Origin of the sequence: Pseudomonas silesiensis (genome assembly GCF_001661075.1) — a bacterium.
GTDB classification, from domain to species: Bacteria; Pseudomonadota; Gammaproteobacteria; order Pseudomonadales; family Pseudomonadaceae; genus Aquipseudomonas; species Aquipseudomonas silesiensis.
In genome coordinates this window covers 4,399,729-4,412,488 of the sequence record NZ_CP014870.1, presented here as the reverse complement: position 1 = coordinate 4,412,488, position 12,760 = coordinate 4,399,729, and the positions used below count along the sequence as shown (strand labels likewise).

Genomic DNA, 12,760 nt, shown 5'->3' with positions numbered 1-12,760 from the left:
AAACGAGAAACCGACATGCTCGATTCCAAACTGTTACGTAGCAACCTTCAGGACGTAGCGGACCGCCTGGCATCCCGCGGCTATAAGCTGGATGTTGCGCGCATCGAAGCGCTGGAAGAACAGCGCAAGACCGTCCAGACCCGCACCGAAGCACTGCAGGCTGAGCGTAATGCGCGTTCCAAATCCATTGGCCAGGCCAAGCAACGCGGTGAAGACATCGCGCCGCTGATGGCGGATGTCGAGCGCATGGCGAACGAATTGAGCGCCGGTAAAGTCGAGCTGGACGCGATCCAGACCGATCTGGACTCGATCCTGCTGGGCATCCCCAACCTGCCGCACGAATCGGTGCCGATCGGCGACGACGAAGAAGGCAACGTTGAAGTGCGCCGCTGGGGCACGCCGACGGCGTTCGATTTCCCGGTTCAGGACCACGTAGCCCTGGGCGAGAAATTCGGCTGGCTGGATTTCGAAACCGCCGCCAAGCTGTCCGGCGCGCGTTTCGCCCTGCTGCGCGGCCCGATCGCCCGTCTGCACCGCGCCCTGGCGCAGTTCATGATCAACCTGCACACCAGCGAACACGGCTACGAAGAGGCCTATACGCCTTACCTGGTCCAGGCGCCGGCGCTGCAAGGCACCGGTCAGCTGCCGAAGTTCGAAGAAGACCTGTTCAAGATCGCTCGCGAAGGCGAAGCCGACCTGTACCTGATCCCGACTGCCGAAGTGTCGCTGACCAACATCGTCGCCGGCGAAATCGTCGATTCGAAGCTGCTGCCGATCAAGTTCGTGGCGCACACGCCGTGCTTCCGCAGTGAAGCCGGTGCCTCGGGGCGTGACACCCGCGGCATGATCCGCCAGCACCAGTTCGACAAGGTCGAGATGGTGCAGATCGTCGAGCCGTCGACTTCGATGGAAGCGCTGGAAGGCCTGACCGCCAACGCCGAGAAAGTCCTGCAACTGCTGGAACTGCCATACCGCACCCTGGCGCTGTGCACCGGCGACATGGGCTTCAGCGCCGTCAAGACCTACGACCTGGAAGTGTGGATCCCGAGCCAGGACAAGTACCGCGAAATTTCCTCGTGCTCCAACTGCGGCGACTTCCAGGCCCGTCGGATGCAGGCGCGTTTCCGTAACCCGGAAACCGGCAAGCCCGAGCTGGTTCACACCCTCAACGGTTCCGGCCTGGCGGTCGGGCGTACCCTGGTGGCGGTGCTGGAAAACTACCAGCAGGCCGACGGATCGATCCGTGTGCCAGACGTGCTGAAACCGTACATGGGTGGCATCGAGGTCATCGGCTAAATGGACTATCTGCCGCTGTTTCATAACCTTCGCGGCAGTCGTGTATTGGTCGTCGGCGGCGGGGAAATTGCCTTGCGCAAATCCCGCCTGCTGGCCGAAGCCGGTGCACTGCTGCGGGTGGTCGCACCGGACATCGAACCGCAACTGCGGGAACTGGTGACCGGCAGCGGTGGCGAGTGCCTGGTGCGCGGTTACGTCGAGGCCGATCTGGACGGTTGCGGGCTGATCATTGCCGCCACCGACGACGAACCGCTCAATGCACAAGTCTCCGCCGATGCCCATCGGCGTTGCGTGCCGGTCAACGTGGTGGATGCGCCAGCCCTGTGCAGCGTGATCTTCCCGGCGATCGTCGACCGTTCGCCGCTGATCATCGCGGTCTCCAGCGGCGGCGATGCGCCGGTGCTGGCACGGTTGATCCGGGCCAAACTGGAAACCTGGATTCCGTCCACCTACGGGCAACTGGCCGGTCTGGCGGCGCGTTTCCGCGGCCAGGTCAAACGCCTGTTCCCGGATGTGCAGCAGCGTCGGGCATTCTGGGAAGATGTGTTCCAGGGCCCGATTGCCGACCGGCAACTGGCCGGGCAGGGCGCCGAAGCCGAGCGCCTGATGCTGGCGAAAATTGCCGGTGAAGCACCGGATGCAACGGGCGAAGTCTATCTGGTTGGCGCCGGCCCGGGTGATCCCGACCTGCTGACGTTCCGCGCCTTGCGGCTGATGCAGCAAGCCGATGTGGTGTTGTATGACCGCCTGGTGGCGCCGGCGATTCTCGATTTGTGCCGTCGCGATGCCGAGCGGGTCTACGTCGGCAAACGCCGCGCCGAGCACGCCGTGCCCCAGGATCAGATCAACCAGCGCCTGGTGGACCTGGCCAAGGCCGGTAAGCGCGTGGTGCGCCTGAAGGGTGGCGATCCGTTTATCTTCGGCCGTGGCGGCGAAGAGATCGAAGAACTGGCGGCCCATGGCATCCCGTTCCAGGTCGTGCCGGGGATCACGGCCGCCAGCGGTTGCGCGGCCTATGCCGGGATCCCGCTGACCCACCGCGATTACGCGCAGTCGGTGCGGTTCGTCACCGGGCACCTCAAGGACGGCTCCACCGATCTGCCGTGGGCCGACCTGGTCGCGCCGGCGCAAACCCTGGTGTTTTACATGGGGTTGGTGGGGTTGCCGATCATCTGTGAGCAGTTGATCAAGCACGGCCGCGCGGCGGATACCCCAGCGGCGTTGATTCAGCAGGGCACCACGGTCAATCAGCGGGTGTTTACCGGCACCTTGGCCGACCTTCCGCAGCTGGTGGCGGAGCATGAAGTGCATGCGCCGACATTGGTGATTGTTGGGGAGGTGGTGCAATTGCGCGAGAAACTGGCGTGGTTTGAAGGGGCTCAGGGGCAACTCTAGAGACCGAGTGGCCCCCTTCGCGAGCAAGCCCGCTCCCACATTGGATTTGCGTCGTCCACAAATCCAATGTGGGAGCGGGCTTGCTCGCGAAGAGGGCCTCAAAACCACCCCATACTTCAGATCAGACCGCAGCTTTGCGCCAAACCCCTTTCCCGCTCAACCGCCCCCGATCATGCGGCGCCGTGAAATCCTGCACCGGCCCCTTAGGCACAATCCCCGTCGGATTGATGGTCTTGTGACTGCCGTAGTAGTGGTGCTTGATATGCTCAAAACTCACCGTTTCAGCAATCCCCGGCCACTGATAAATCTCCCGCAGCCAGTTCGATAGATTCGGATAGTCCGCTATCCGCCGCAGATTGCACTTGAAGTGCCCGTAATACACCGCGTCGAAGCGAATCATCGTGGTAAACAGTCGAATGTCGGCTTCAGTCAGGTACTCGCCCGTCAGATAACGATTGGCGCCCAGTAACTGCTCCAGCCGATCCAGCTCGGCAAACAACTCATCGAACGCTTCTTCATAAGCCTTCTGCGAGGTGGCGAATCCGGCGCGATACACGCCATTGTTCACGGCCGGATAAATCCGCTCGTTCAATGCATCGATCTCGCCGCGCAACGGCGCCGGATAAAGGTCCAGATCATTGCCGGTCAAGTCATCGAAAGCGCTGTTGAACATGCGGATGATCTCCGCCGATTCATTGTTGACGATGCGGTTCTGTTGTTTGTCCCAGAGCACCGGCACGGTGACGCGGCCGGTGTAGTCGGCGGTATCGGCGGTATAACGCTGGTGCATGAACTGGAAGTGATCGAGCTTGTCGCCCGTCGAGCCCAGGTTTTGATCGAAGGTCCAGCCGTTTTCCAGCATGAGCCAGCTGACCACGGACACATCGATCAGGCTTTCCAGGCCTTTGAGTTTGCGCAGGATCAGCGTGCGATGGGCCCACGGACAGGCGAGGGACACATAAAGATGATACCGACCGGCTTCGGCTGCAAAGCCTGCGACACCGCTCGGACCTGGCTTGCCGTCGGCGGTCACCCAGTTGCGGCGCTGCGCCTGTTCACGCTGGAACGCGCCGTCCTTGCTGCTTTCGTACCACTGGTCGTGCCAGCGGCCTTCGACTAACAAACCCATTTCAAGACTCCTCGACCGATAAGCGTTGGAGAGGAGTCTATTCCCATAGGTTCGAACAAATAGCGCAAAGGTTGGGCGGTTATGATCGGTTAAATCGATCTGTCCCGCGCGTCCCAATACTGCTGGGCGGTGTCGAAGGCTTGTTCACGGCTCTGGCCGAGGCCGCGCAGAGCGAGGGCCATGGTCGAAATGAGCGCCATCTGCGGATAGCTGTCGACCACGTCGCCGCGCCAGACGGCTTTCAGATGCTCGGGATCGAGGCTGGCCGGTTTGACGTGGCGCTGGGCTGAACGTTGCGGCCATTCTTCGTCCCAGCTCTCGCCACCGGTGGTGCCGTACAAATGGCTGTCGGCGTCCGGGTTGATCTCGATCTCGCCGCCGTCGCCTTTTACCACGATCGCGGTGTCGCCGAGCAAGCCGCTGGCGTCGCGATGCACGGCCTGGTAACCGGGGTGAAAAATGCTCTGCAGGCCACAGCGAGCGCCCAATGGATTGAGGATCCGAGCCAGGGAATGGATCGGCGAACGCAGGCCCAGGGTGTTGCGCAGATCGATCATCCGCTGCAATTGCGGCGCCCAGTCCGTCAGCGGCATGAACGCCAGGCTGCCCTGATCCAGTGCCGTGCCGACCTGCTGCCAGTTGCGGCACAAAGGAATATTCAAGTCATCCAGCAGTTGCTCGCTGTACAGCCGTCCCGCCGTGTGCGCGCCGCCACCGTGCATGAAGATCCGCACGCCGTTCTGCGCCAGGCACTTGGCCGCCAGCAGGTACCACGGCAGATGGCGTTTCTTGCCGGCATAGGTCGGCCAGTCCAGATCGACATTCAATGCCGGTGCCTGCAAGCGCTCACGCAAGGCTTCGGTGAACCCCGCCATCTCTTCGGCGCTTTCTTCCTTGTGCCGCAGCAGCATCAGGAAAGCGCCGAGCTGGGTGTCCTCGACCTTGTCGTCGAGCACCATGCCCATGGCTTCACGCGCTTCGACCCGAGTCAGGTCGCGGGCGCCGCGTTTGCCTTTGCCGAGGATGCGCACGAACTGGGCGAAAGGGTGCTCGGCGGGAGTTTCAAGGGTCAGCGCAGGGTAGTCGGTCATAGGCAATTCGTCGGTTTGGGCAGGCCCGCCAGTTTCGCGGCGAGTTTGGCAGGGGTGCCTTTGAACAGTCGGTTCAGGTGCAGGCTGTTGCCTTTGTCCGGGCCGAGTTTCAATGCGGTGTACTTGATCAGCGGACGCGTGGCCGGGGACAGTTGGAATTCGCTGTAGAAACTGCGCAGCAACTCGAGGATCTCCCAGTGTTCGGGACTCAACTCGATGTCTTCGGCGGCGGCGAGGGCGCTGGCGACCTCAGAGGACCAGTCGCCCAGTTCGAGCAGGAAACCGTCCTTGTCCAGCTCGATGGCGCGGGCGCCGACGTTCAGGACGTTCATAGCCAACTGTTGACCTTGTCGTAGCGGATCGACAGCTCAACGAAGGCCGGGTAGTCGATGGCCTTCGCCCAGTCCGGCGTTTGCAGGTCGCGAGCCTGGGCGTCTTCAGCCAGCACAAACAGTTTCAGGCCGCGGGTGCCCAGGGTATTGAACGGGGCGGTACCCGGTTGCAAGGCATAGGCCGCGTCGCCAGACAGCAGCAGCGCATCCTCGGCGCCGATCACGCGCAGGCAGCTGGTCAGGCGATCGTCGCCGAAAGGGGAATGGGACAACACATGTAAAGTCGACATCAGAGGGTGATCACCTGGTCGTAACGGTCGATAAGCGCGGTGATTTCGCCAGCGCTCAGCACCTGGGCTGCTTCGAGCGACAAAACCTTCGGGTCCAGGCCGCGCTCGGCAGCGCTGCCGCCACAGACGAACAGGTCGTCGACCCCGAACATCGGCAGCGCCTGCAGGTTGGCGCTCAGGTCTTTCTGTTGCAAGGCCCTGGCGTCTTGCTTCGCGGCGAGCTGGAACACGCCATCATCGAGGAACAGCAGGCCCACAGGCAAATCAAAAGCGCCACCGGCCAGCACGACGTCCAGCGCTTCGCGCGCACTCGGCCCGGACCAGGGGGACTGACGGCTGATAATCAGCAAGGATCTGGGCATTTTCACGCGCCTCCGAAACAGATCAGGCGGTCAGCGTCCTGCACCGCGTCGTGCAACTGGCCCAGCCCGGACAACTCCCACGGCGCGGCTACGGCGACCGCTTCGCGCTGGTAGCGCCCGGCTTCTTCTGCGTTCAACACGCCACGGCGCAGGGCGGCGGCGATACAGACGACGCCGTCCAGTTGATGTTCGGTGACGAAGGTGCGCCATTGCCTGGGCAAATCCAGCTCATCCTGCGGGGTGACCACGCTACCGGAGGCGTTATGAACGCCGTCCTGGTAGAAAAACAGCCGGACAATCTCATGCCCGCCGGCCAGCGCGGCCTGGGCGAACAGCAAGGCGCGGCGCGAGGAGGGCGCATGGGCGGCGGAAAACAGCGCGATGGCGAACTTCATGACGGACTCGATCAGCGGAACTGCGGTCATGATAAAGCTTTATCGGTGGGGCGGCTAAGTGGGTTTGCTTTGAGACCGAGTTGCCGCCTTCGCGAGCAAGCCCGCTCCCACAAGGGATTTGTGTTCTATATGACATTGGAATCCGCCACGAAACCCCTGTGGGAGCGGGCTTGCTCGCGAAAGCGGACTATCGGGCAACGGAAATGTTGGACCTAACGCGGCATATACCCCAACTGCCACCGCCGCGGAATCTTCAACGACAGCAACCCGATCCCGCCCGCCAGCAACCCGCTGACAAACAACGCCCTGAGCCCGAGATGATGCTCCAGCAACGCCCCCAGCACCGCGCCGGCAAACATCCCGGCCCAGGGAATCAACTGCACCCGCCAGCCGTTGCGCCGTTCGCCGAGCATCCAGCGCCCCAGGCCACGACCGAAGCGCGACAGGGCGCCGGTGACATAGGTCAGGCCGACCGGCAAACCGTTCACATCTTCCACGGCGGCATTGAGCATGCCCATGGCGATGATCGCCGCCAGCAATGCCGGCAGCTGTTCCTCATAAGGCCAGGCAGCAGCACCGCACAGCAGGGTAGCGATGCACAGCAGCAAGGGCAGCGCCCGCCGGCCGCCGAGACGGCTGACGACGATGCCCAGGGCGTTGCCGATGACGAACGTGGCCACCAGGATCGTCAGGCGCAAGGTCAGGCCCATGTCGCCGTCGCTGATGGCCACGGCGAGTCGGGTGGTGTTGCCGCTCATGAAGGAAACGAAGTCGCCGCTGGCCATGAAGCCGATGGCATCGGTCATCCCGGCCAGTACCGAGAGTGCGGCCACCAGCGACAGGCCGATGCGTCCGCGCCATTTCTGGATATGCAGATGGCCCGGACTGGCGTGGGTGCTGGAGGACGAAGGCAGCATCGTTGGATACATCCTTGAGCGGGGAGGGTTACTGGCCTAATCCATATAACTCGCAATACTCCAGCCAGTCCATACCGGCCATTTCAGCCACTTCCTTGTGGACTTCCATGCGCTGGGCCTGATAGTCCTCAGGCGTTGCGGCGGTCAACTGCAGGGTCAGCTCCCAGGCAAACAGCCCGAGACGCTCGGCTTCGGCCTCGAAGGCTTCATGCAGGCGCTCGTCGCGGTACTGCGCCGTTGTTTCACCCTTGGCCTGGGCCAGCAGCGGATTGAGGGTGTCGAGTTCGGCCCGCAGTTCAGGCCGTTCATCGAGAAACTTCTTCAGCGCCTGCTCGTGTTGGTGTTCGGTTGCCGCCATGGTCACTCCTTGAAAATGGATTACGCAGACTGCTTCTTGCTGGCTTTAGCCGCAGCGGCCAGGCACTCGAGGGCAAACTGCTCGGGGTAGGTCATCTGGATCGGCGTGGTTTCACCTTTGACGGTACGTTCGCCGTCGAGGATGTAACGAATCCGCTTGTCGGTGACGCCAATTCGCTTGGCGATCCAGGAAGGCGTCTGACCGATCTGGCTGATCAGCTTGTCGGCGTATTCGGCGGTGGGTTTGTAGTATTCGGCGTTGGGTGTCATGGGGCGTTCCAGAAAAAGGCGCGATGCAGCGTTAATGGCGCGACAGGGTGCGCGAATCGGCACCCGGTGTCGCGGTATAAATGAAGTAAAGCAGAACGATACGCTGTGCTGCGGTGATACAGTCCGCTTTTTCTTGATGAGCGAACGCAATGCGAATTCTGATGGTGGCGCTGGCCGTAACCTTGCTGGCCGGCTGTGCAGGCTCGGCGATGAACGATGCCCGCACTGGAACCCCGTACAAGACCCTGACTTCGAACAAGCCGGAAAAAGTTGTCGCCCAGTGCGTGCAGTTTTCCTGGCAGGACGAGGCGGTGTTCGGGGTCGACGCCAGCGCGTATCTGCAGCCGGGCAAGAAGGGCGGGTCCACGGTTTACACGCGCTCGGCGGAAGCCTTTGTCGACGTGACCACCGATGCTTCCGGAACGCAGTTGAACTACTACGCGCAGAAGGATGACTTTGTCGCCAAGCGCCGGTTGGCGGCACTGGCGACCTGCCTTTAAATCCTGGGATCAAACTCAATACCCTGTGGGAGCGAGCTTGCTCGCGATAGCTATTTATCATTCAACATCAATGTTGACTGACCCGCCGCCATCGTCGGAACGCCGCCCGGAGCAAGCTCGCTCCCACAGTGGTTCTGTGTCGATCGAGCAAATGGGGGCCACTGCCCCAGGATTACGCGTCGCTAATCAAGCGCTTCTGAAAGAAAAAGCGCGTATGCCCCGGCGGGTAGTCAGCAATCTGCCCCAACTCGCTGTAACCCAGCTTCCTGTAGAACGCCGGCGCCTGGAAGTCGAAGGTGTCGAGCCAGACCCCTATGCAGTCCTTTTCCCGCGCCAGGTCTTCGGCCATCTGCATCAGCGTCGAACCGATGCCCTGTCCCCGGCCCTGTTCCGGCACCGACAGCAGGTCGATGTACAACCATCGGTAAAACACTCGACCGTAGAGCCCGCCGAGAATCTCGCCGCTTTCATCGCGCACCAGCAGGGCAATGGGCTCCGGCGTCGAGACGCCGGCCTGCGCGGCGTTATAGGCGCGCAACGGCAACAGGATGGCCTGGCGTTCTTCTTCCGTGGGATTGTGCGACTGTTCGATTCGCAGGGGCATGAGCTATTTCCTTATGGCTGGGCGGGCAACATTCCCAAGCCTATCGCGGCACGAGGTAGTTGTTCCAGTCCTCAGTGGAACCCTCGTTCGCCAGCAGATGTCTAGCCTAGACAGCGTCATTCAGAGCGCAGCCCATGAGGACACCCCGTGAATATTTTTGAAGCCTTGCGTGAAAGCCACGACCGCCAACGCACCTACGCCGACGCGCTGATCCAGACCAGCGGCGACACGCCGGAGCGTGTCGAGGCCTACAAGCAGCTCAAGTCGGAACTCCAGGCCCACGAAACCGCAGAAGAGCGGCACTTCTACATCCCGCTGATGGAATTCGACAACGGTGTCGACCTCAGCCGCCATGCGATCGCCGAACATCACGAGATGGACGAAATGATGGAGGAGCTCGACGAGACCGAGATGTCCAGCCCGGCCTGGCTGGCGACCGCGAAAAAGCTCGCGGAGAAGGTGCATCACCACCTGAAGGAAGAAGAACAGAAGTTCTTCCAACAGGCCGGCAAGCTGCTTGACGACCAGCAGAAAGAGACCTTGGCGGGGCAATACCTGAAGGAGTTCAAGGCCCAGCTTGCCTGAGGGCGTTTTCGTCTACCATGGCCGTCCTCTGACGAAAAAGCACGGGTTTACACGATCCCCTGTAGGAGCCTGGCTTGCCGGCGAAGACGTCCTCAAGAACGATGTAAGGCTCGAGGCCACCTTCACTGCGGTGCGGCGATCCGACAAGCCGGCTCCTGCAGAAAATCAAAAGCCTTCCAGTCTTCCGGTGCCTCCCCATTGCCCGCCCTCGAGCGTCAGCAACCACTCCTTTGCCTCGAGCCCACCGGCAAATCCGGTGAGCTTCCCTGACGCTCCAATCACCCGATGACAGGGCGCCACAATCGATATCGGATTCTTGCCATTCGCCGCACCCACCGCCCGGACCGCACTTGGATTGCCGATCTGCTCGGCAATCTGGCTGTAACTGCGAGTCTCGCCAAACGGAATGGTCAACAGCGCCGCCCAGACCTTTTTCTGAAACTCGGTCCCGACAAAATCCAGCTCCAGCTCGAAACGGTGGCGTGTGCCGGCGAAGTATTCCTTCAGCTGTTGTGCGGTGCGCACGAGGATCGGGTTATCCGGGTCTTCGCTCATCGGCCCCAGCAACACCCGGTTCGGCCTGTCGTTTTCCCAGAGGATGGCCGCCAGTCGCGCGCCGTTCGCCACCAGCTTCAGCTCGCCAACCGGCGACGCCAGGGTCGTGCAGGTGTACGTCATGCAGGCAGACCCCACAGAAGTGCCAATAAAGAGCCCAGCATACTGCCTGGACGGGGAGGCGCAATACGCAATCCCAGCCATACTTGCCTACTGTTCCTGACCGTTTCCTCTGTTTTTTTACAGAGCCAAAAAAACAAAAAGAGACCGACTCATGAAGTTCGAACCTTTTGCCAAATCGCTCATTGCGTCCTCGTTGGCGCTAAGCTGCCTGATGGTCCACGCCGCCTCCGTGGCCCCGGTCGCGGCCGAAAACGGCATGGTGGTCACCGCCCAGCATCTGGCCAGCCACGTGGGCGTCGATGTGCTCAAAAACGGTGGCAACGCCGTCGATGCTGCCGTTGCGGTGGGGTATGCGCTGGCGGTGGTGTATCCCGCTGCGGGCAACCTGGGCGGCGGTGGTTTCATGACCATTCAACTGGCGGACGGGCGCAAGACCTTCCTCGATTTCCGCGAAAAAGCGCCGCTGGCGGCCACCGCCGACATGTACCTCGACAAGGAAGGCAACGTCGTCCCTGAACTCAGTACCCGCGGCCACCTGGCCGTCGGCGTGCCGGGGACGGTGTCCGGCATGGAACTGGCCTTGCAGAAGTACGGCACCAAGCCGCGCAAGGAAGTGATCGCCCCGGCGATCAAGCTCGCCGAAGACGGTTTTGTGCTGGAACAGGGCGATGTCGAATTGCTGGAGTACGCAACCGACGTGTTCAAGAAGGACATGAAGGATTCCGGCTCGATCTTCCTCAGCAATGGCGAGCCGATGCAGGTCGGGCAAAAGCTGGTACAGAAAGACCTGGGCAAGACCCTGCGGGAAATCTCCGAGAAGGGTGCCGACGGTTTCTACAAAGGCTGGGTCGCCGACGCCATCGTCACCTCCAGCCAGGCCAACAAGGGCATCATCGCCCAGGCCGACCTCGACAAGTACAAGACCCGGGAGCTGGCGCCGATCGAATGCGATTACCGCGGCTACCACGTGGTGTCGGCGCCACCGCCAAGCTCCGGCGGGGTGGTGATCTGCGAGATCCTGAACATTCTCGAAGGCTATCCGATGAAAGACCTGGGCTACCACTCGGCCCAGGGCATGCACTACCAGATCGAAGCGATGCGTCACGCCTACGTGGATCGCAACAGCTACCTCGGCGACCCGGACTTCGTGAAAAACCCGATCGCCCACCTGCTGGATAAAAACTACGCGACCAAAATCCGCGCCGCCATCGATCCGCAAAAGGCCGGCGTGTCCCGCGAACTCAAACCCGGGGTAGCGCCGCACGAAGGCAGCAACACCACCCATTACTCCATCGTCGACAAATGGGGCAACGCGGTGTCGGTCACCTACACCCTCAACGACTGGTTCGGTGCCGGCGTCATGGCCAGCAAGACCGGGGTCATCCTCAACGACGAAATGGACGACTTCACCTCGAAGATCGGCGTGCCGAACATGTACGGCCTGGTGCAAGGGGAGGCCAACGCCATCGCGCCCGGCAAGGCACCGCTGTCGTCCATGAGCCCGACCATCGTCACCAAGGACGGCAAGGTGGTGATGGTCGTCGGCACCCCCGGCGGCAGCCGCATCATCACCGCGACCCTGCTGACCATGCTCAACGTGATCGACTACGGCATGAACATCCAGGAAGCGGTCGACGCCCCGCGCTTCCACCAGCAATGGTTGCCGGAAGAGACCAACCTGGAAACCTTCACCACCAGCCCGGATACGGTGAAGATGCTCGAAAGTTGGGGCCACAAGTTTGCCGGTCCCCAGGACGCCAACCACCTGGCGGCGATCCTGGTCGGCGCGCCTTCGCTGGACGGCAAGCCGGTAGGCAAGAACCGTTTCTACGGCGCGAACGATCCACGACGCAATACCGGGTTGTCGCTCGGTTACTGAGGGTCGTTTTAAAAGGGGACGGACCTGTTTTTCCGTCCCCTGAATCCCTGGGATTTAAAGGAAGTAAACATGACCACTGCACTGCTGATCATCGACGTCCAACATTTGCTGTGCGTCGGCGAGTATGAATGCTTCGAGATCAAACGTGTCATCGATCTCATCAACGGCCTGAGCGCCAGGGCACGCATGGCAGGCATTCCGGTCATCCTGATTCAACATGAGGAAAAGGGCAGCCTGCTGCAGCAGGGTGGCGAAGGCTGGCAGCTGGCCCAAGCCCTGGAAACCTCACCCCAGGACCTGCGTGTACGAAAAACCAGCCGCGATTCTTTTTACCAGACCCGTCTGCTGCAAATGCTGCAACAGTGGGACGTCGAGCGCGTGATCATCTGCGGCCTGCAAACCGACTATTGCGTCAATGCCACCGTGCGCCAGGCCCTCAAACTGGGCTATGACGTGGTGCTCGCCGCCGACGCCCATTCCACCGTCGACACCGACAACATGGCCGCCGATGACATCATTGCCGAGCACAATACCCGCCTTGCACGCCTGAGCAGTCCGGTGTCCCGGATCGATGTGATCCCGACCAGGGAAATACGCATCAGGAACCGGAAGTCCCGATCAGCCCGGTCAGGAATGTACTGACCAGAACCAGGGTTGCGTCGTTCGGTCGGGTAACGGAT

The 12,760-nt window shown here is 61.7% G+C and carries 17 protein-coding genes; 6 read left to right on the top strand and 11 right to left on the bottom strand.

All coding sequences use genetic code 11. The features are described 5' to 3' along the window. The first annotated feature begins 15 nt into the window (after window positions 1–15). Together serS and cysG are read left to right on the top strand one after the other, a co-directional pair. The gene (serS, locus tag PMA3_RS19555) at window positions 16–1,296 is read left to right on the top strand and encodes a serine--tRNA ligase (RefSeq protein ID WP_064678725.1); all 1,281 of its coding nucleotides are present in this window, start codon (window positions 16–18) and stop codon (window positions 1,294–1,296) included. Beyond that, window positions 1,297–2,691: a siroheme synthase CysG gene (gene cysG, locus PMA3_RS19550; protein ID WP_064678724.1), complete on the top strand. Its 1,395-nt coding sequence runs from the start codon at window positions 1,297–1,299 to the stop codon at window positions 2,689–2,691. Window positions 2,692–2,812: 121 nt separating this feature from the next. Here the strand turns inward: cysG and PMA3_RS19545 are convergent, their stop codons facing one another. From PMA3_RS19545 to PMA3_RS19505, 9 genes are all read right to left on the bottom strand, one after another. Beyond that, window positions 2,813–3,820, bottom strand: coding sequence for a glutathione S-transferase family protein (locus tag PMA3_RS19545; protein WP_064678723.1), 1,008 nt, complete (start codon window positions 3,818–3,820; stop codon window positions 2,813–2,815). 89 nt (window positions 3,821–3,909) lie between these two features. Then, entirely contained in the window at window positions 3,910–4,911 is a 1,002-nt protein-coding gene (locus PMA3_RS19540) for a glycosyl transferase family protein (RefSeq protein ID WP_064678722.1), read from the bottom strand. Then, window positions 4,908–5,243, bottom strand: a complete 336-nt coding sequence (locus tag PMA3_RS19535; protein WP_064678721.1) for a TusE/DsrC/DsvC family sulfur relay protein — start codon at window positions 5,241–5,243, stop codon at window positions 4,908–4,910. Before PMA3_RS19535 ends, PMA3_RS19540 begins: the two co-directional genes overlap by 4 nt. Further along, window positions 5,240–5,533, bottom strand: a complete 294-nt coding sequence (tusB, locus tag PMA3_RS19530; protein ID WP_064678720.1) for a sulfurtransferase complex subunit TusB — start codon at window positions 5,531–5,533, stop codon at window positions 5,240–5,242. The genes PMA3_RS19535 and tusB overlap by 4 nt, the downstream gene beginning before the upstream one ends. Beyond that, window positions 5,533–5,895: a sulfurtransferase complex subunit TusC gene (gene tusC, locus PMA3_RS19525; RefSeq protein ID WP_064678719.1), complete on the bottom strand. Its 363-nt coding sequence runs from the start codon at window positions 5,893–5,895 to the stop codon at window positions 5,533–5,535. Before tusC ends, tusB begins: the two co-directional genes overlap by 1 nt. A gap of 2 nt (window positions 5,896–5,897) precedes the next feature. Beyond that, a complete protein-coding gene (gene tusD, locus PMA3_RS19520) occupies window positions 5,898–6,290 on the bottom strand; it encodes a sulfurtransferase complex subunit TusD (RefSeq protein ID WP_064680765.1) in 393 nt (130 codons plus the stop codon). Window positions 6,291–6,502: 212 nt separating this feature from the next. Further along, window positions 6,503–7,207 (bottom strand): YoaK family protein, encoded by a 705-nt coding sequence (locus tag PMA3_RS19515; RefSeq protein WP_064678718.1) that lies wholly within the window; start codon window positions 7,205–7,207, stop codon window positions 6,503–6,505. Between the two features lie 28 nt (window positions 7,208–7,235). Beyond that, window positions 7,236–7,565, bottom strand: coding sequence for a DUF6388 family protein (locus tag PMA3_RS19510; RefSeq protein ID WP_064678717.1), 330 nt, complete (start codon window positions 7,563–7,565; stop codon window positions 7,236–7,238). Between the two features lie 20 nt (window positions 7,566–7,585). Further along, window positions 7,586–7,834 (bottom strand): hypothetical protein, encoded by a 249-nt coding sequence (locus tag PMA3_RS19505; RefSeq protein ID WP_064678716.1) that lies wholly within the window; start codon window positions 7,832–7,834, stop codon window positions 7,586–7,588. A gap of 149 nt (window positions 7,835–7,983) precedes the next feature. Between PMA3_RS19505 and PMA3_RS19500 the strand changes: the two genes are divergently transcribed. Continuing rightward, the gene (locus PMA3_RS19500) at window positions 7,984–8,334 is read left to right on the top strand and encodes a hypothetical protein (RefSeq protein WP_064678715.1); all 351 of its coding nucleotides are present in this window, start codon (window positions 7,984–7,986) and stop codon (window positions 8,332–8,334) included. Between the two features lie 172 nt (window positions 8,335–8,506). Here PMA3_RS19500 and PMA3_RS19495 read toward each other — a convergent pair whose 3' ends face one another. Further along, complete coding sequence (locus PMA3_RS19495; protein ID WP_064678714.1) at window positions 8,507–8,938, bottom strand: GNAT family N-acetyltransferase; 432 nt, start codon at window positions 8,936–8,938, stop codon at window positions 8,507–8,509. A 147-nt stretch (window positions 8,939–9,085) separates the two neighbouring features. Between PMA3_RS19495 and PMA3_RS19490 the strand changes: the two genes are divergently transcribed. After that, on the top strand, window positions 9,086–9,523 hold the full coding sequence (locus PMA3_RS19490; RefSeq protein ID WP_064678713.1) for a hemerythrin domain-containing protein: 438 nt from the start codon (window positions 9,086–9,088) through the stop codon (window positions 9,521–9,523). A gap of 165 nt (window positions 9,524–9,688) precedes the next feature. Here the strand turns inward: PMA3_RS19490 and PMA3_RS19485 are convergent, their stop codons facing one another. Further along, complete coding sequence (locus PMA3_RS19485) at window positions 9,689–10,201, bottom strand: methylated-DNA--[protein]-cysteine S-methyltransferase (protein WP_064678712.1); 513 nt, start codon at window positions 10,199–10,201, stop codon at window positions 9,689–9,691. 151 nt (window positions 10,202–10,352) lie between these two features. Here PMA3_RS19485 and ggt point away from each other — a divergent pair, with 151 nt between their 5' ends. Next, a complete protein-coding gene (gene ggt, locus PMA3_RS19480; protein WP_064678711.1) occupies window positions 10,353–12,080 on the top strand; it encodes a gamma-glutamyltransferase in 1,728 nt (575 codons plus the stop codon). Window positions 12,081–12,149: 69 nt separating this feature from the next. Further along, window positions 12,150–12,722 carry a cysteine hydrolase family protein gene (locus tag PMA3_RS19475; protein ID WP_064678710.1) on the top strand — a complete coding sequence of 191 codons (573 nt, stop codon included), beginning with the start codon at window positions 12,150–12,152 and terminating at the stop codon, window positions 12,720–12,722. The last annotated feature ends 38 nt before the right edge of the window (window positions 12,723–12,760 follow it).